The sequence below is a fragment of the Streptomyces griseorubiginosus genome (genome assembly GCF_036345115.1).
Lineage (GTDB): Bacteria > Actinomycetota > Actinomycetes > Streptomycetales > Streptomycetaceae > Streptomyces > Streptomyces griseorubiginosus_C.
In genome coordinates this window covers 8384159-8399214 of record NZ_CP107766.1, presented here as the reverse complement: position 1 = coordinate 8399214, position 15056 = coordinate 8384159, and the positions used below count along the sequence as shown (strand labels likewise).

Genomic DNA, 15056 nt, shown 5'->3' with positions numbered 1-15056 from the left:
CCCTTCACCTGGAGGTACCCGTGGACAGCTCCGACGGATGGGGAGACGACGTCTACCAGCCCGACGGCTCCGAGATCCAGGACGACGCGGGTCTGCTCGACGCGGAGGACACCCTGGAGGACGACGGGGTCGACGACCCCCTGGACCGCGGCTGGTCCCCGCCGGACAGACCGTGGGCCGTGGAGCACACCGGTGTCACCGCCGCGGAACGCCGACGGGGCGAGACACTGGACCAGCGGCTCGCCGAGGAGCTCCCCGACTCCGTGCCGTTCGACGGCGACGGCATCGGCGACGCCGACGGCACCGACGGCGAGCTCCTGGACAACGAGGTCGGCGCGATGCGCTCCGGCCGTCTCGTGGCCCCCGACGAAGGGGCGCACGAGGACGAGGAGAGCGCGCTGATCGCCACGGACGTGGGCATCGACGGCGCCGCGGCGTCCGCGGAGGAGGCCGCGATGCACATCGTGGACGAGGATTCCCGGTCCGGCTGACAGCACGACACCCGCAGCGCACGAGGAGCCGCCATGCAGCAGGACAAGCACCCCGACTACCACGAGGTCGTCTTCCGTGACCGCTCCGCCGGTTACGCCTTCCTGACCCGGTCGACCGCGACCAGCGACCGGACGATCGAGTGGGACGACGGCGAGACCTACCCGGTGGTGGACGTGGAGATCTCCTCCGAGAGCCACCCCTTCTACACCGGTAAGGCGCGCACGGTCGACTCGGAGGGCCGCGTCGCCGCCTTCGAGCGCCGGTACGGCGGCGGGACCGGCCAGGGCGGCTGAGCGCTCGGCCGCACCCGGCGCGACAGGACCCCGGGGCGTGTCAGTGGTCCCGCGTCCCGGCCTCAGATGAAGTTCAGCGCCGCCGCGCAGCCCACTCCCCCGAGCAGCATGAACGCCGGCATCAGCACCTTCAGCTCGACCCAGCTGCCCGCCCGGAACCGCATCACCTTCGGCGGCCCGATCGGGTACCAGCGCTTGCGGCCCACGGGGATCGGCCACAGGATCGGGCAGCCCGACACCGTGAGCGCGTCCCCGATGTCGTGCACGAGCGCCCCCAGGACCACCGGCAGCCCCAGCCACAGGTACTCCTGGCCGGGCTGGGTGAACAGCCAGTCCGAGCCGTTGCCCGGCTTGTCCAGGACACCGGCGATGATCCACGCGCTGGTCGCCGCCAGCAGCCACACCAGGACGTCGGCGCTGGAGCCCCGGGTCGCGCGCCACAGCAGACCCTCGATGGCCAGCACCATGTGGGCGAACAGGATCGCCAGCACCGCCCAGCGGCCACCGGTGATCGCCGCCACCGAACAGCCCGCACCGATCAGCACGGCCCACAGCCAGGTGTGCGTGAGCGTGCGGTGACCGCCGGAGCGACGCGGGTCGCCCTGCTTCTTGGTGGCCTTGTAGACGGCGTAGGAGAGTTTGTCGACGATCTCGCACAGGGCCCGTGAGACCGGCCCGAAGGCCCGCGAGATCGTGGCCGCCTTGTGGTCGAGGTCGGGAGCGAGCGCGGCGCCCGCGCAGATCAGCGCTCCGGCCAGCAGTACGGGCCACGGCATGGTGTGCCCGGTGGCGGCGGCGGCCGCTCCTACGCCCAGCCAGGCGGCGGCGCCCGACAGTGAGTGTGCTGGTCCCATCATCGGCGTAGCCCGCCCCATTCCTCGTGTACCACTGTCCAGTTGACCGGCTGCGCTGACGCCCCGTCGGCGACACAGCGTACTGGTCGTGATCTTCCTGCCGGCAACCGATTCCCCCATAGGTGAGGACGCCAGGCAAGATGGGTCCGTGACCCTCATCGATCAGCTGCCGCAGACCGCAGACCCCGACGCCCTCTACGAAGCCTTCGAGTCGTGGGCCGGGGAGCGGGGTCTCACGCTCTACCCCCACCAGGAGGAGGCGCTGATCGAGGTGGTCTCCGGCGCGAACGTGATCGTGTCGACGCCCACCGGCTCCGGCAAGAGCATGATCGCGGCGGGTGCGCACTTCGCGGCCCTCGCCCGTGACGAGGTCACCTTCTACACCGCGCCCATCAAGGCGCTCGTGTCGGAGAAGTTCTTCGAGCTGTGCAAGATGTTCGGCACCGAGAACGTCGGCATGCTGACCGGTGACGCCTCCGTCAACGCCGACGCGCCCGTCATCTGCTGCACCGCCGAGGTGCTCGCGTCGATCGCCCTGCGCGACGGCAAGCAGGCGGACGTCGGCCAGGTCGTCATGGACGAGTTCCACTTCTACGCGGAGGCGGACCGCGGCTGGGCCTGGCAGATCCCGATCCTGGAGCTCCCGCAGGCGCAGTTCGTCCTGATGTCGGCCACGCTCGGCGACGTCTCGATGTTCGAGAAGGACCTGACCCGGCGCACCGGCCGGCCGACGTCGGTGGTCCGCTCGGCGACCCGCCCCGTCCCGCTCTCCTACGAGTACAAGCTCACCCCGCTCACCGAGACCCTGACGGAGCTCCTGGAGACCAAGCAGGCGCCGGTCTACATCGTGCACTTCACGCAGGCGCAGGCCGTGGAGCGGGCGCAGGCACTGATGAGCATCAACATGTGCTCGCGCGAGGAGAAGGACCAGATCGCCGAGCTGATCGGCAACTTCCGCTTCACCACCAAGTTCGGCCGCAACCTCTCCCGTTACGTCCGCCACGGCATCGGTGTCCATCACGCCGGCATGCTGCCCAAGTACCGGCGGCTGGTGGAGAAGCTCGCCCAGGCCGGTCTGCTGAAGGTCATCTGCGGCACCGACACCCTCGGCGTCGGTGTCAACGTGCCCATCCGCACGGTGCTGTTCACGGCGCTGACCAAGTACGACGGCAACCGCGTCCGCACCCTGCGCGCCCGCGAGTTCCACCAGATCGCGGGCCGCGCGGGCCGGGCCGGCTTCGACACGGCCGGCTTCGTCGTCGCCCAGGCCCCTGAGCACGTCATCGAGAACGAGAAGGCGCTCGCCAAGGCCGGCGACGACCCGAAGAAGCGCCGCAAGGTCGTGCGCAAGAAGGCGCCCGAGGGCTTCGTCGCCTGGTCGGACAGCACCTTCGAGAAGCTGATCGCCTCCGAGCCGGAACCGCTGACCTCCCGCTTCCGGGTCACCCACACCATGCTGCTGTCGGTGATCGCCCGCCCGGGCAACGCCTTCGAGGCGATGCGGCACCTCCTGGAGGACAACCACGAGCCGCGCAAGCAGCAGCTGCGGCACATCCGGCGGGCGATCGCCATCTACCGTTCTCTGCTGGACGGCGGCATCGTCGAGAAGCTCGACGAGCCCGACGCCAGCGGCCGGATCGTCCGCCTCACCGTGGACCTGCAACAGGACTTCGCGCTCAACCAGCCGCTGTCCACGTTCGCGCTCGCCGCGTTCGAGCTGCTCGACCCCGAATCGCCTTCCTACGCCCTGGACATGGTGTCCGTCGTGGAGTCCACCCTGGACGACCCCCGGCAGATCCTCGTCGCCCAGCTGAACAAGGCGAAGGGCGAGGCGGTGGCCGCGATGAAGGCGGACGGCGTCGAGTACGAGGAGCGCATGGAGCGCCTCCAGGACGTCACGTACCCCAAGCCCCTGGAGGAGTTGCTCTTCCACGCGTACAACACGTACCGCAAGAGCCATCCGTGGGTCGGCGACCACCCGCTCTCCCCGAAGTCCGTCATCCGTGACATGTACGAACGGGCCATGTCCTTCACGGAGTTGGTGTCCTTCTACGAGCTGGCCCGCACCGAGGGCATTGTCCTGCGCTACCTCGCCGGCGCCTACAAGGCGCTCGACCACAACATCCCGGACGACCTGAAGTCCGAGGACCTCCAGGACCTGATCGAGTGGCTCGGCGAGACGGTCCGCCAGGTCGACTCCAGCCTCCTGGACGAGTGGGAGCAGCTCGCCAACCCCGAGGAGATGACCGCCGAGGAGGCCCAGGAGAGGGCCGACGAGGTCAAGCCGGTCACCACCAACGCGCGTGCCTTCCGCGTCCTGGTCCGCAACGCCCTCTTCCGCCGCGTCGAACTCGCCGCCCTCGACCAGGTCGAGGAGCTCGGCGAGATGGACGCCGACTCCGGCTGGGACGCCGACGCGTGGGGCGAGGCGATGGACAAGTACTGGGACGAGTACGACGACCTCGGCACCGGTCCCGACGCCCGCGGCCCGAAGCTGCTGCGGATCGAGGAGGAGCCGCAGAACAAGCTGTGGCGCGTCCGGCAGACCTTCGCCGACCCGAACGGCGACCACGACTGGGGCATCAGCGCGGAGATCGACCTCGCCGCCTCCGACGCGGAGGGCCGCGCGGTCGTCCGGGTCACCGATGTCGGACAGCTGTGAGCCTGAGGCCGGTTGTGAGCGCCAGGCCTCTCGTGAGCCGCAGCCCAGTTGTGAGCCAAGGAGAATCCCACCCATGACGAACCCGGCCGAAAGGCTCGTCGATCTGCTCGACCTGGAGCAGATCGAGGTCAACATCTTCCGTGGCCGAAGCCCGCACGAGTCCCTCCAGCGGGTCTTCGGCGGCCAGGTCGCGGGCCAGGCGCTGGTGGCCGCCGCCCGCACCACGGAGGGCGACCGCCCGGTGCACTCGCTGCACGCGTACTTCCTGCGCCCGGGCCGGCCCGGGGTGCCGATCGTGTACCAGGTCGAGCGGGTGCGGGACGGGCGGTCGTTCACCACCCGTCGGGTCACCGCGGTGCAGCAGGGCCGCACGATCTTCAATCTCACCGCCTCCTTTCACAAGCCTGAGGAAGGTTCCTTCGAGCACCAGCTGCCGCCCGCCCGCAAGGTCCCGGACCCGGAGTCGCTGCCGCGGGTCGGCGACGAGATCCGGGAACACATGGGTGAGCTGCCCGAGCACTTGGAGCGGATGGCGCGCCGCCAGCCCTTCGACATCCGGTACGTGGACCGGCTGCGCTGGAGCGTCGAGGAGGTCAAGGACGCCGAGCCGCGCAGCGCGGTGTGGATGCGTGCGGTCGGGCCGCTCGGCGACGACCCGGTCGTGCACACCTGCGCGCTGACCTACGCGAGCGACATGACCCTCCTGGACGCCGTCCGCCTTCCGGTGCAACCCCTGTGGGGCCCGCGGACCTTCGACATCGCGTCGCTGGACCACGCCATGTGGTTCCACCGGCCCTTCCGGGCGGACGAGTGGTTCCTGTACGACCAGGAGTCGCCGATCGCGACGGGCGGCCGCGGGCTGGCCCGTGGCCGGATCTACGACGTGGAGGGGCGCCTGCTGGTGTCCGTCGTCCAGGAGGGGCTGTTCCGGGCGCTGTAGGTCAGGCGCTCAGGAGAAGCTGTTCACGGCACTGCCGGCTCAAGCGCTCAGGAGGGCGCCGCCGGCTCAGGCGCTTCTGCGCCGGAGCCAGCCCAGCAGGCCCCCGCGGGACGGTTCCTGCGGCGCCGGGTCCCCCGGTGGCAGGTCGGGAGGTGTGTGCCGGGCCGCCGGGCGCGGCGCGGGCCGGAACCGCCGCGCGTCGTCCAGGGCTCGGAGCAGCTCGCTCCTCAGCCATTCGATCTCTGCCGGGTCGTCCGCCGTCATGATCTTCTCGATGAGGTGCGCGGCGGGTGAACCCAGCGCCCCCTGGGCGGGCGGTCCCGGCCGGAAACGGCCCAGGTGGGAGCGGTCGTAGGGGTCCGGGACGAGCTCCGCGACCTGCGCGGCGTCGAGGAAGGCGGCGAGGACGCCGGCACTCTCCCACGGGTCCTCGGCGAGGCGCAGAAGGAATCCCCGGTGGCGTCCGCGCCAGTTGCGGGCACGCAGGTCCACGCCCTCGTCCAGCATGTCGCGCAGCCCTTCGGGCATCCGCCCGGTCAGCAGCGCCTTGTTCTCCCCGACTGTCGTGAACTCCTCGAGTTCTTCGGCGAGATACAGCCACACGACGGCCCGGTACCGGTTCAGATAGAAGCGCACCGGCGAGATCAGGCCGAGGCGGGCCAGGCGGGTGAACCTGCCGACGGGGATGTCCATGACCTCTGCGCCCTCGGTGGTGCCCACGAGCCGTACCCGCTCGCGCAGCGCGTCCGGAAAGCCCTCCGTCGCCCGCAGCCGGTCGATCTCCGAAGGAGTCACGCGGCGCCCCCCGCCCCCTTCGTCGGGCACCGTGCGGATCTGGCCCAGGTGGACGGCGAGGTCGAACTCGCTCCGCTTGAGGCCCAGTTCCCGCGCTGCGCGGCTGGGTGTGCAGGAGTGGCGCTGGTGTTGGGTGATGGTACTGCTGGACATGATCGCTCCCCCGTGGAGTCATCGCTCACGCTGTGTGCGCTCGCCGTGACAAAAACCGTAGCCGGTGGGGCGAGACGCGTGGCGGGCCTGTGGATAACTCCACGGGAGCCGAAGAACACGCAGGTCAGAGGTCGGGCGCCGAGTTCCGCTCGGGGAGGCGGGCGTCCACGTCGAGGTGTTCGCCGACCCGGTTGACGAGGAGTGTCATCTCGTAGGCGATCTGGCCGATGTCCGCGTCCGAGCCGCTGAGCACGCACAGACAGCTGCCGGTGCCGGCCGCGGTGACGAACAGGACCGCGTCGTCGAACTCGATCATCGTCTGCCGTACCTGGCCCGCGCCGAAGTGGCGCCCCGAACCCTTGGCGAGGCTGTGCAGTCCGGACGAGACGGCGGCGAGATGTTCCGCGTCCTCGCGGCGCAGTCCGGTGCTGGCGCCCGTCACCAGCCCGTCGTTGGACAGCACCAGCGCGTGCCGGACGTGGTCGACGCGCTCGGTCAGATCGTCCAGCAGCCAGCCGAGGCCCTGCTTCTCCGGCATGTGTCCCGTCTCCCCGTGTGACGTCTCCTCCGGCCCGGAGGATCTCCCGCAAAGCCTTCCCCACGACCGTCAACGGGGCAAGGAGAATGGGGACATGGCACAGAAGATGACCGATGAGGAATGGCGGGAGTTCGTCTCGTACGGCACTCGTACCGGCAAGTTGTCGACCGTCAGGGCCGACGGGAGTCCGCATGTGGCGCCCATCTGGTTCGTGCTCGACGGTGACGACCTGGTGTTCAACACCGGGAAGGGCACTGTCAAAGGGCGCAACCTGGCGCGGGACGGGCGCGTCGCCCTGTGCGTGGACGACGACCGGCCGCCCTTCGACTACGTGGTGATCCAGGGCCGGGCCCGGATATCGGAGGATCTCGACGAGGTCCGGCACTGGGCGGGGCGGATAGGCGCGCGGTACATGGGCGAGGAGCGGGCCGAGGAGTTCGGTGCCCGCAACGGCGTCCCCGGGGAACTCCTCGTCCGCGTGCGGATCGACAAGGTGCTGGCGCAGAAACGCGTCGCCGACTGACGTGTCCGGCGGTCAGCCCACCGAGTCGAGCAGCCGGGCGGTGTGCATCCGCCCGGCGTACTCGACCAGGCGGATCAGCACCTCCTTGCCCGAGTCGCGGTCCCGTGCGTCGCACAGCACCACCGGAGTGCCCTGGTCGAGGTCCAGGGCGCGGGACACGTCGTGGGCGCCGTAGGTCCGGGCGCCGGCGAAGCAGTTGACGGCCACCACGAACGGGATGTGCCGGTGCTCGAAGTAGTCCACGGCCGGGAAGCAGTCCTCCAGGCGCCGGGTGTCGGCGAGGACGACGGCACCCAGGGCCCCTTGTGACAACTCGTCCCACAGGAACCAGAAGCGGTCCTGGCCGGGGGTGCCGAAGAGGTAGAGGGACAGGCCGGAGCGGATGGTGATGCGTCCGAAGTCCATGGCGACCGTCGTGGTGACCTTCTGGTCCACGCCGTCGGTGTCGTCCACCAACTGGCCCGCCTCGCTGAGCAGTTCCTCGGTGCGCAGCGGCCTGATCTCGCTGACCGCGCCCACCAGGGTGGTCTTGCCCACGCCGAATCCGCCGGCGACCAGTATCTTCAGCGCGAGGGCGGTCGATTCGCCGCCCTGGGCGTCGGAGTTCTCGGAGACCATCGATCACTTCTCTCGGGAGGGCCGGCAACGGGCGGCGACGTCGGCAATGGGTCGCGAAATCAGCATCATGACAACCAGGGCTCGCCTTCGGGTGGTTCGACCGCTTATTGCCCGGTTCTGAACGTTCATCTACAGCGCCCGAAGCCCTTCGATCACCTCGCGCAGAATCCGTTCATCAGGAAGCTGTGCGGGGGGTACCGGGCGGCTGACGGTGACACAGCCGAGTTCCAGCAGGTCCCCCAGGAGCACCCTGACCACGCCCACGGGCAGGTCGGCGCCCGCGGCGAGCTCCGCCACCGACTGTGTCTCCGTGCGGCACAGGTCGATCAGGGCCCGGTGTTCCGGTCCGAGCGCGGTGTCCTCGCCGGGGCCGGGCGCGCCCGCGTCCAGGGTGACGAGGGCGATCAGGTCGAAACGCACCCCGGTGGGGCCGGGCTGGGTGCGTCCGCCCGTCATCGCGTAGGGGCGGACGAGCGGCCCGGCCTCACCGTCGTACCACTGGCTGCCCTGCTCGTGCGGGGCGCCCGCCATGTCCTCGGTCATGCGTGCCGACCGCCCTTCCCTCTCATCCGGCGGCGGGCGGCCGCGCGCCCACGCGCGGCGGCGTGTAGAGGTGCTCGCCGACCCGTTTGACCAGCCGTGCCATCTCGTAGGCGACCAGGCCTATGTCGGCGGTCACCGCGGTGAGGACGGCGAGGCAGGAGCCGTCTCCCGCGGCGGCCACGAAGAGGAAGCCGTCGTCCATCTCGACCATGGTCTGGCGCACTCCCCCGGCCCCGAAGTGCCGTCCCGCGCCCTTCGCCAGGCTGTGGAAGCCGGAGGAGACGGCCGCGAGGTGTTCCGCGTCCTCGCGGCGCAGGTCCGTGGAGGACCCGACGGCGAGGCCGTCGTTGGAGAGCACGACGGCATGCCGTACCTCGCTCACGCGCAGCACCAGGTCGTCCAGCAGCCAGTCGAGTTCGCCGGACCTCCCCCACTCCCGGTTGCGCTCGCGCGGGGGGACCCCCATGTCGGCCCTCGTGCTCGGGTCCTGGATCATCCTCGGTCTCCTTCGCTGCTGTCTCTGCCCGCTGGGGAATCCGGAACGGCACCGCGCCCGGGCTGCCTGCCGCCCCCGCGCGCCCAGCCGTCCCGGTACGCGGCCATCCGATCCCGTACGACCTCGGGCGTACGGCCGTCGTCGTCCCGGCGGGCGGCTGCCGGGGGCGGTTCCTCAGAGCGCTGCTCGCGCAGTTGGGGAGCGAGGCTCGCCTGGCGCACCCGGCGGGGAAGCTCGTCGGACTCCTGGGGCTCGTCAGGCGGTCGGTGCAGACGCAAGGCGGTCACTCCGGCAGGCGGTGTGTCGGTCGTCCCCCGGTCGGCGGCGGCCGCGCGGGGGGCCACCAGGGCAGGTCGCTCGGCGGAGGCGGGGACGGACTCCCGGTCCCGTTCGGCGGCCACCCGCGCGTACTCGCGTTCCGTGAGCCGTTCCCGGTCGGCGGCCTTGGCGGGTGAACGTTCCGCCGCCTTGATGTGCAGCAGCGCCGTGGGCAGCAGGACGACCGCGGTGGTACCGCCGTAGGGCGAGGTGCGCAGGTGCACCTTGATGCCGTGGCGGGCCGCGAGCCTGCTGACCACGAACAGGCCGAGCCGGTCGCTGTCGAACAGGTCGAGCGCCTCGGACTGTTCGATGCGTCGGTTGGCCTCGGCGAGGGTCTCCTTGCCCATGCCGAGACCGCGGTCCTCGACCTCGATGGCGTAGCCGTTGCCGACGGGTTCGCCGGTGACGCGCACACGCGTGTGGGGCGGCGAGAACTGGGCTGCGTTCTCGATGACCTCGGCCAGCAGGTGGGTGAGGTCGGCGACGGCCGCGCCGACGACGGAGGCGTCGGGCAGTTGGCGTACCTCCACGCGCGCGTAGTCCTCGACCTCGGAGACGGCCGCGCGCACCACGTTGGTCAGCGACACCGGCATCCGCCAGGCACGGCCGGGGGCGGCGCCGGAGAGGATGATCAGGCTCTCCGCGTGGCGGCGCATGCGGGTGGTGAGGTGGTCGAGCCGGAAGAGGTCGCTCAGTTCGTTGGGGTCGTCGGAGCGGCGTTCCATGCTGTCGAGCAGGCTCAGCTGGCGGTGGACGAGGATCTGGCTGCGGCGGGCGAGGTTGACGAAGACACCGGAGATGCCGCTGGCGAGTTCGGCGCGCTCCACGGCGGCCCGCAGGGCGGCGCGGTGGACGGTGGCGAGGGCCTCGGCGACCTGGCCGGTCTCGTCCTCGGCGGGTGGCCCGGGCGGGGCCTCGGAGCGGATGTCGATCTCGTCGCCGGCACGCAGCCTGTCCATGGCGTCGGGGAGTTTGCGGCGGGCGATCTCCAGGGCGCTGTTGCGCAGGCTCACGAGTTCGACGACGAGGCCGCGTCCGATGCGCACGGAGATGACGAGGGACGCGGCGACGGCGACGAGCCCGAGCAGGACGGCGGCGCCCGCCGGGGTGAGCAGGCCCCGGGTGAACGGGTCGGCGCGGTGGGCGACTCCGCTGCCCGCCGCCTGTTCGACGGCCCGCATGCCGCTGCGCACACGCGTGTGCGCCGCCCGCCAGGTGGTCTCCGGCGTCGACTCGACGGCGCGCACGCCGGGCGCGGCGGCGAGTGTCCGGTCCTCGGCCGCGGTCACGGTGGCGTAGGCGCCACTGCCGGCGACCTTCTGCCAGGCGGCACGGTCGGAGCCGCGCAGGTCGGCGACGGCGCTCTCGGTGAGGGCCCGACGGGTGTCGACGGCCCCGGTGAACAGCCGCAGCCGCTCTCCGGCGAGGACGCCGGACAGGCGCGCGCTGGCCAGTACGATGTCCTCCTGGGCCAGCGACTCGCCCGCGCGGGAGAACTCGAGCAGCACGCGCGCGTCGGAGCCCAGTTCGGCGTCCTGGATGCCGGTGAGGGCACCGCCCACCGCGAAGGCACCGGCGATGGTCCTGGTGTAGCGGCCGTACGTCTCGTCCCATCCGGCGCTGCGGTCCAGCACGGCGGTGCGCAGGGAGCGCAGTTGTTCGGCGCCGGTCACGAAGGCCTCGAGGCGCTGGGCGACTCCGGCGGGCAGTTCCTCGCCGTCGGCGACGGTGTTGTCGTCGCCGAGTCGCAGCCGGGCGACGGCCTTGTCGGTGCGTGCGGCGAGCTTGCGGAGGTCGTCGCTCTGTGCGGCGGACGGGTCGGTCGCGTACCGGACCGCCGCGGCACGCTCCGCCTGGAGCGCGGTCACGGCGTCGGCGACAGGCGACCGGACGGCGTCGTCCACGCGTTGCAACTGCCGCAGCCGGGAGACGTCCTGGGCGGTGCTGACGGTCGCGTACGCCCACAGGGCGAGCAGCGAGACGACGGGCACCATCAGCAGGCAGACGATCTTGGCGCGGACGGTGCGGGGGCGTATCCGCCAGTGTCCCGCGCGCGCGGGTATGTCCTCCGGTACCGGTCCCCCGGTGCCGTCGGGCACTTCGTCCGCCGGTGGGCCGGCATGGGCGCGACGGCCGCGCGCGGGTGTCGTGGGCGGCGGCTCGGCGCCGGCAGTGGGGGTCCTACGCGGTGTACGCATGGCCTCCTCGATCGGGAGAGGGTTCGGGGCGTCTCGTCGGGGCCGTCCGGGGCTCGGATCCGCCGCCTGGAGGGGACGCCGCGGCTATGAGGGGACGCTCTCGACCGCACGCTGGGCCGATGCGGTGGCCTCGCGCTCTCCTGTCGTGGGTGACAGCGCGACGAAGGCCGAGGTCAGGAAGAGGTAGGAGCCGAGCCCGACGGCGAGCGGGAAGATGAACTGCATCGCCGTGGCCCCGGGCAGGACGGCGCCGGAGGGGGCGACCCGCACGCTCACCGCGAACATCCCGGTGTAGTGCATGCTGCTGACGGCGGCCCCCATGATGAGCGAGGCGATGGTGACGGCGACGGGCGACTTGATGTTGAGCGCCGCCCACAGGGCCGCCGTCGCCGCGACGACGGCGATGAGGACCGAGAGGCCGACGAGTACCGGGTCGTAGTCGACGTCGCCGTGCAGTCGTACGGCCGCCATGCCCAGGTAGTGCATGCTCGCCACGCCGAGCCCGGTGGTGAGTCCGCCCAGCAGGAGCGCGCGGATCCGGTCACGGCTGTAGCCGACCGCGAAGACGCCGGCGGAGACGACGACCATGGCGACCAGCAGGCTCGCGATGGTCAGGGGTACGTCGTAGCGGATGTCGGTACCGCTGACGCTGAAGCCGAGCATGGCCACGAAGTGCATGGTCCAGATGCCGGTCCCGATGGCCGAGGCGGCCGTGATGAGCCAGTTGCGGCGCGACCGTCCGGTCGCTCCGAGGGCGCGGACGGTGCAGCGCAGGCCGAGCGCGGCGCCGATGCAGGCCATGACGTACGACAGTGTGGGCGTCAGCCAGCCCAGGGCTGCGTGGTCCAGGTGTCCCATGGCCAAGGGACGCTAGTGGGGTCAGGGGCGCACAAAGAGGGCGCATTTCGAAAGGTGCCGCAATATGACACAGAGACACGTCTGAGCGATCGCGTCACGCTCGAACGTGCACGCCGGGGATTCATCCGTGGCGGTGCGGGATCATGCGGAACATGAGCGACGACCACACGCATGTCCAGGAGTTCTTCTCGGCCCGCGCCGCCGACTGGGACAGCAGGTTCCCGGACGACGGCCCGGCCTACGCCGCCGCGGTCGCCGAACTCGGCCTGCGCGAGGGTGACCGCGTGCTCGACGCGGGCTGCGGCACCGGTCGGGCCCTGTCGCCCCTGCGTGCGGCCGTGGGGGCCTCCGGAGTGGTCGTGGGCGCCGATCTGACCCCGGCCATGCTGGAGGCCGCCGTACGGGCGGGCAGGGACCGGGACGGGCGGCTGCTGCTCGCAGACGTGGCCGCGCTGCCGTTGCGCTCCCGGTCGCTCGACGCCGTTTTCGGCGCGGGCCTGATCTCGCATCTGCCCGACCCGGCCGAGAATCTGCGCGAGTTGGCCCGCGTGGTGCGGCCCGGTGGCGTCCTGGCCCTGTTCCACCCCATCGGCAGGGCGGCACTGGCCGCACGTCAGGGCCGGCGGATCACCTCCGAGGACCTGCGCGCGGAACCCAACCTCCGTCCACTGCTGGCCGGTTCGGGGTGGCGCATGACGTCGTACACGGACGAGGACGCCCGGTTCCTGGCCCTCGCCGTCCGCGAGGGCTGACCGGGCTCACCCCGTCCCGGCGACCGCGGCCACGAAGGCGTCGGGGTTGTCGAACATGACGTTGTGGCCGGCGCCGGGCACGGTCAGCACGCGCACGCCCGCCGCCTCCAAGCCCTCACGTCCCCCGAGTTCGCCGGTGAGCTCGCCCTGGAGGTACACGCGCTCGATGGGCAGCGCTTCGAGGATCGCACGCATCATGGGCTCCGATCCGCGCCTCAGACCGACCGCGCTGCGGTGCAGGGCGCGCGGGTCGGCGAGCCGCATGGTCGCCGCCCACAGCGGTCCCACCTTGTCGAGCACGCGCGCGTGGGCGCCTGCGACGAAGTCGTCCTCCTCATAGGCGTCGATCCAGGTGCTGCCCGCCGAGGACGGGGGCGACGGGTCGAGGTTGGCCTCCGTCAGGACCAGCCGGGAGACGAGCTCGGGCCTCCGGTGGGCGAGGACGAGCGCGACCGACCCGCCCATGCTGTGCGCGATCAGCTCCGCACCGGTCAGGCCCGCCGCGTCCAGGACGACCGCCAAGGCGTCGGCGTGGTCCTCCAGCGTGTACCCGAAGTGCTCGGGACGGTCACTGACCCCGTGCCCCGGCAGGTCGACGAACAGACTGCGTCGCCCCGCGAGTTCGGGCCGGGCGGCGATGTGCGCGTGGTAGGCGGTCGATACCGCCCCCAGCCCGTGCACGTACACGCGTGCCGGTTCCTTGCCGGGCGTCTCGGTCCAGCGGATGCGGCTTCCCCTGCCGTCGAACTCGGCCTGCTTCATGGTGCCCTCCCTCGTATGCTCCCTCAGGACAATACATCGTGACCGATGTATTCCGAACAGGATGTACGCCATTGGTGATGTACACCGTCGGTGCGACAGAATGCGCGCATGCTGGAACTGGCCATCCTCGGATTCCTCTACGACACTCCGCTGCACGGCTATGAGCTGCGCAAACGCATCACCGCGCTGGCTGGGCACGTGCGGCCGGTCGCGGAGAGCACGCTGTACCCGGCGATCAAGCGACTGGAGACGGCAGGACTGCTGGCGCGCGCGACGGAACCCGGTGCCGTGGCCGCGCCCCGCCACGTCCTGACGCTCACCGACGAGGGCCGGCGCGAACTGCGGCGGCGGCTCGCCGAACCGACCAGGCGCGACATCACCGACGAGAACCGGTGGTTCACGGTCCTCGCCTTCCTCCGGCACCTGGACGACGCCGACGCGCAGGCGGCCGTACTGCGCCGCCGGCTCGCCTTCCTGGAGGAGCCCGCGAGCTTCTTCTACGAGGGTGACCGACCGTTGAGCGCCGAGGAGTTGGACGACCCCTTCCGCCGCGGGGTGCTGGTCATCGCGCGCGCCACGTCCCGGGCCGAGCTCGGCTGGCTGAGGGAGACGATCACGTCGCTCGACGGCCGGTCCGGGCCTGCGCCGGGTCATCCCGGCGCTTGACCTCGATCGAACTTGAGCTTCTACGTTCCTTCCAGGGCCGCGGGACCGACCTGCGGCGCCTTTCGTGGAGGTTCGCCGTGACCGAGCACGCAGCCCATGCCGAGATCCCCGACCGCTACCGCTATGCCGTGATCCCGCACATCATGGTCGACGACGCCGCCGCGGCGATCGATTTCTACCAGCGGGCGTTCGGCGCGCGTGAGGACTTCAGGGTCGACGCCCCGTCCGGCGGGATTCTGCACGCCGAGATCACCATCGGACGGTCGGCCCTGATGCTGGGCGACACCGGCGCGGACGAGACGGAGTACGGCGCCTTCGGCGCGCCCGGCTCACTCGGTGGCCGCACCTCCGTCGCGCTGCATGTCTTCGTGCCGGACGTGGACAGCCTGGCGGAGCGCGCGGAGGCCGCGGGTGCCGAGATCCTCCAGCCACCGTCGGACACGTTCCACGGGGACCGCACGGTCATCCTCAAGGATCCCTCGGGGCACTTGTGGGTGTTTCTGACGCACATCGAGGACGTCTCCGCGGAGGAGCTCCAGCGCCGCCTGACGACCGCCGGTTGATCGCAGGTCGCCGGTCCGGGAGCGCGCCG

Annotated in this window: 17 protein-coding genes; 8 read left to right on the top strand and 9 right to left on the bottom strand. The window is 71.3% G+C overall.

Translation table 11 applies throughout. The features are described from left to right. The first annotated feature begins 20 nt into the window (after positions 1–20). Together OHN19_RS37930 and OHN19_RS37925 are read left to right on the top strand one after the other, a co-directional pair. The gene (locus tag OHN19_RS37930; RefSeq protein ID WP_330268525.1) at positions 21–491 is read left to right on the top strand and encodes a DUF5709 domain-containing protein; all 471 of its coding nucleotides are present in this window, start codon (positions 21–23) and stop codon (positions 489–491) included. A 33-nt stretch (positions 492–524) separates the two neighbouring features. Next, the gene (locus OHN19_RS37925) at positions 525–785 is read left to right on the top strand and encodes a type B 50S ribosomal protein L31 (RefSeq protein WP_330268524.1); all 261 of its coding nucleotides are present in this window, start codon (positions 525–527) and stop codon (positions 783–785) included. A 62-nt stretch (positions 786–847) separates the two neighbouring features. Here the strand turns inward: OHN19_RS37925 and OHN19_RS37920 are convergent, their stop codons facing one another. Next, the gene (locus tag OHN19_RS37920) at positions 848–1642 is read right to left on the bottom strand and encodes a metal-dependent hydrolase (RefSeq protein ID WP_330268523.1); all 795 of its coding nucleotides are present in this window, start codon (positions 1640–1642) and stop codon (positions 848–850) included. A 145-nt stretch (positions 1643–1787) separates the two neighbouring features. Here OHN19_RS37920 and OHN19_RS37915 point away from each other — a divergent pair, with 145 nt between their 5' ends. Beyond that, positions 1788–4301 carry a DEAD/DEAH box helicase gene (locus OHN19_RS37915; RefSeq protein WP_330268522.1) on the top strand — a complete coding sequence of 838 codons (2514 nt, stop codon included), beginning with the start codon at positions 1788–1790 and terminating at the stop codon, positions 4299–4301. A gap of 73 nt (positions 4302–4374) precedes the next feature. Continuing rightward, positions 4375–5241, top strand: a complete 867-nt coding sequence (locus tag OHN19_RS37910; RefSeq protein WP_330268521.1) for an acyl-CoA thioesterase II — start codon at positions 4375–4377, stop codon at positions 5239–5241. Positions 5242–5307: 66 nt separating this feature from the next. Here the strand turns inward: OHN19_RS37910 and OHN19_RS37905 are convergent, their stop codons facing one another. Both OHN19_RS37905 and OHN19_RS37900 read right to left on the bottom strand, forming a co-directional pair. After that, entirely contained in the window at positions 5308–6189 is an 882-nt protein-coding gene (locus OHN19_RS37905; protein ID WP_330268520.1) for a DUF6397 family protein, read from the bottom strand. A 124-nt stretch (positions 6190–6313) separates the two neighbouring features. Continuing rightward, positions 6314–6727 (bottom strand): roadblock/LC7 domain-containing protein, encoded by a 414-nt coding sequence (locus tag OHN19_RS37900; protein WP_330268519.1) that lies wholly within the window; start codon positions 6725–6727, stop codon positions 6314–6316. A 94-nt stretch (positions 6728–6821) separates the two neighbouring features. Between OHN19_RS37900 and OHN19_RS37895 the strand changes: the two genes are divergently transcribed. Continuing rightward, on the top strand, positions 6822–7250 hold the full coding sequence (locus tag OHN19_RS37895; RefSeq protein ID WP_330268518.1) for a PPOX class F420-dependent oxidoreductase: 429 nt from the start codon (positions 6822–6824) through the stop codon (positions 7248–7250). A gap of 12 nt (positions 7251–7262) precedes the next feature. On the opposite strand, the gene OHN19_RS37890 is transcribed toward OHN19_RS37895, so the two are convergent. From OHN19_RS37890 to OHN19_RS37870, 5 genes are all read right to left on the bottom strand, one after another. Then, positions 7263–7868, bottom strand: coding sequence for a GTP-binding protein (locus OHN19_RS37890; RefSeq protein ID WP_330268517.1), 606 nt, complete (start codon positions 7866–7868; stop codon positions 7263–7265). Positions 7869–7997: 129 nt separating this feature from the next. Beyond that, a complete protein-coding gene (locus OHN19_RS37885; RefSeq protein ID WP_330268516.1) occupies positions 7998–8411 on the bottom strand; it encodes a DUF742 domain-containing protein in 414 nt (137 codons plus the stop codon). Between the two features lie 22 nt (positions 8412–8433). Continuing rightward, the gene (locus tag OHN19_RS37880; RefSeq protein WP_391193820.1) at positions 8434–8907 is read right to left on the bottom strand and encodes a roadblock/LC7 domain-containing protein; all 474 of its coding nucleotides are present in this window, start codon (positions 8905–8907) and stop codon (positions 8434–8436) included. Beyond that, positions 8904–11426 (bottom strand): sensor histidine kinase, encoded by a 2523-nt coding sequence (locus OHN19_RS37875; RefSeq protein WP_330268515.1) that lies wholly within the window; start codon positions 11424–11426, stop codon positions 8904–8906. The genes OHN19_RS37880 and OHN19_RS37875 overlap by 4 nt, the downstream gene beginning before the upstream one ends. An 84-nt stretch (positions 11427–11510) precedes the next feature. After that, a complete protein-coding gene (locus OHN19_RS37870; RefSeq protein WP_330268514.1) occupies positions 11511–12284 on the bottom strand; it encodes an MHYT domain-containing protein in 774 nt (257 codons plus the stop codon). 152 nt (positions 12285–12436) lie between these two features. Here OHN19_RS37870 and OHN19_RS37865 point away from each other — a divergent pair, with 152 nt between their 5' ends. Beyond that, positions 12437–13036 (top strand): class I SAM-dependent methyltransferase, encoded by a 600-nt coding sequence (locus OHN19_RS37865; protein WP_330268513.1) that lies wholly within the window; start codon positions 12437–12439, stop codon positions 13034–13036. 6 nt (positions 13037–13042) lie between these two features. Here OHN19_RS37865 and OHN19_RS37860 read toward each other — a convergent pair whose 3' ends face one another. Beyond that, on the bottom strand, positions 13043–13798 hold the full coding sequence (locus OHN19_RS37860) for an alpha/beta hydrolase (protein WP_330268512.1): 756 nt from the start codon (positions 13796–13798) through the stop codon (positions 13043–13045). A 108-nt stretch (positions 13799–13906) separates the two neighbouring features. Between OHN19_RS37860 and OHN19_RS37855 the strand changes: the two genes are divergently transcribed. After that, positions 13907–14464 (top strand): PadR family transcriptional regulator, encoded by a 558-nt coding sequence (locus OHN19_RS37855; protein ID WP_330268511.1) that lies wholly within the window; start codon positions 13907–13909, stop codon positions 14462–14464. Between the two features lie 77 nt (positions 14465–14541). Beyond that, positions 14542–15027 carry a VOC family protein gene (locus OHN19_RS37850; RefSeq protein WP_330268510.1) on the top strand — a complete coding sequence of 162 codons (486 nt, stop codon included), beginning with the start codon at positions 14542–14544 and terminating at the stop codon, positions 15025–15027. Positions 15028–15056 lie beyond the last annotated feature (29 nt).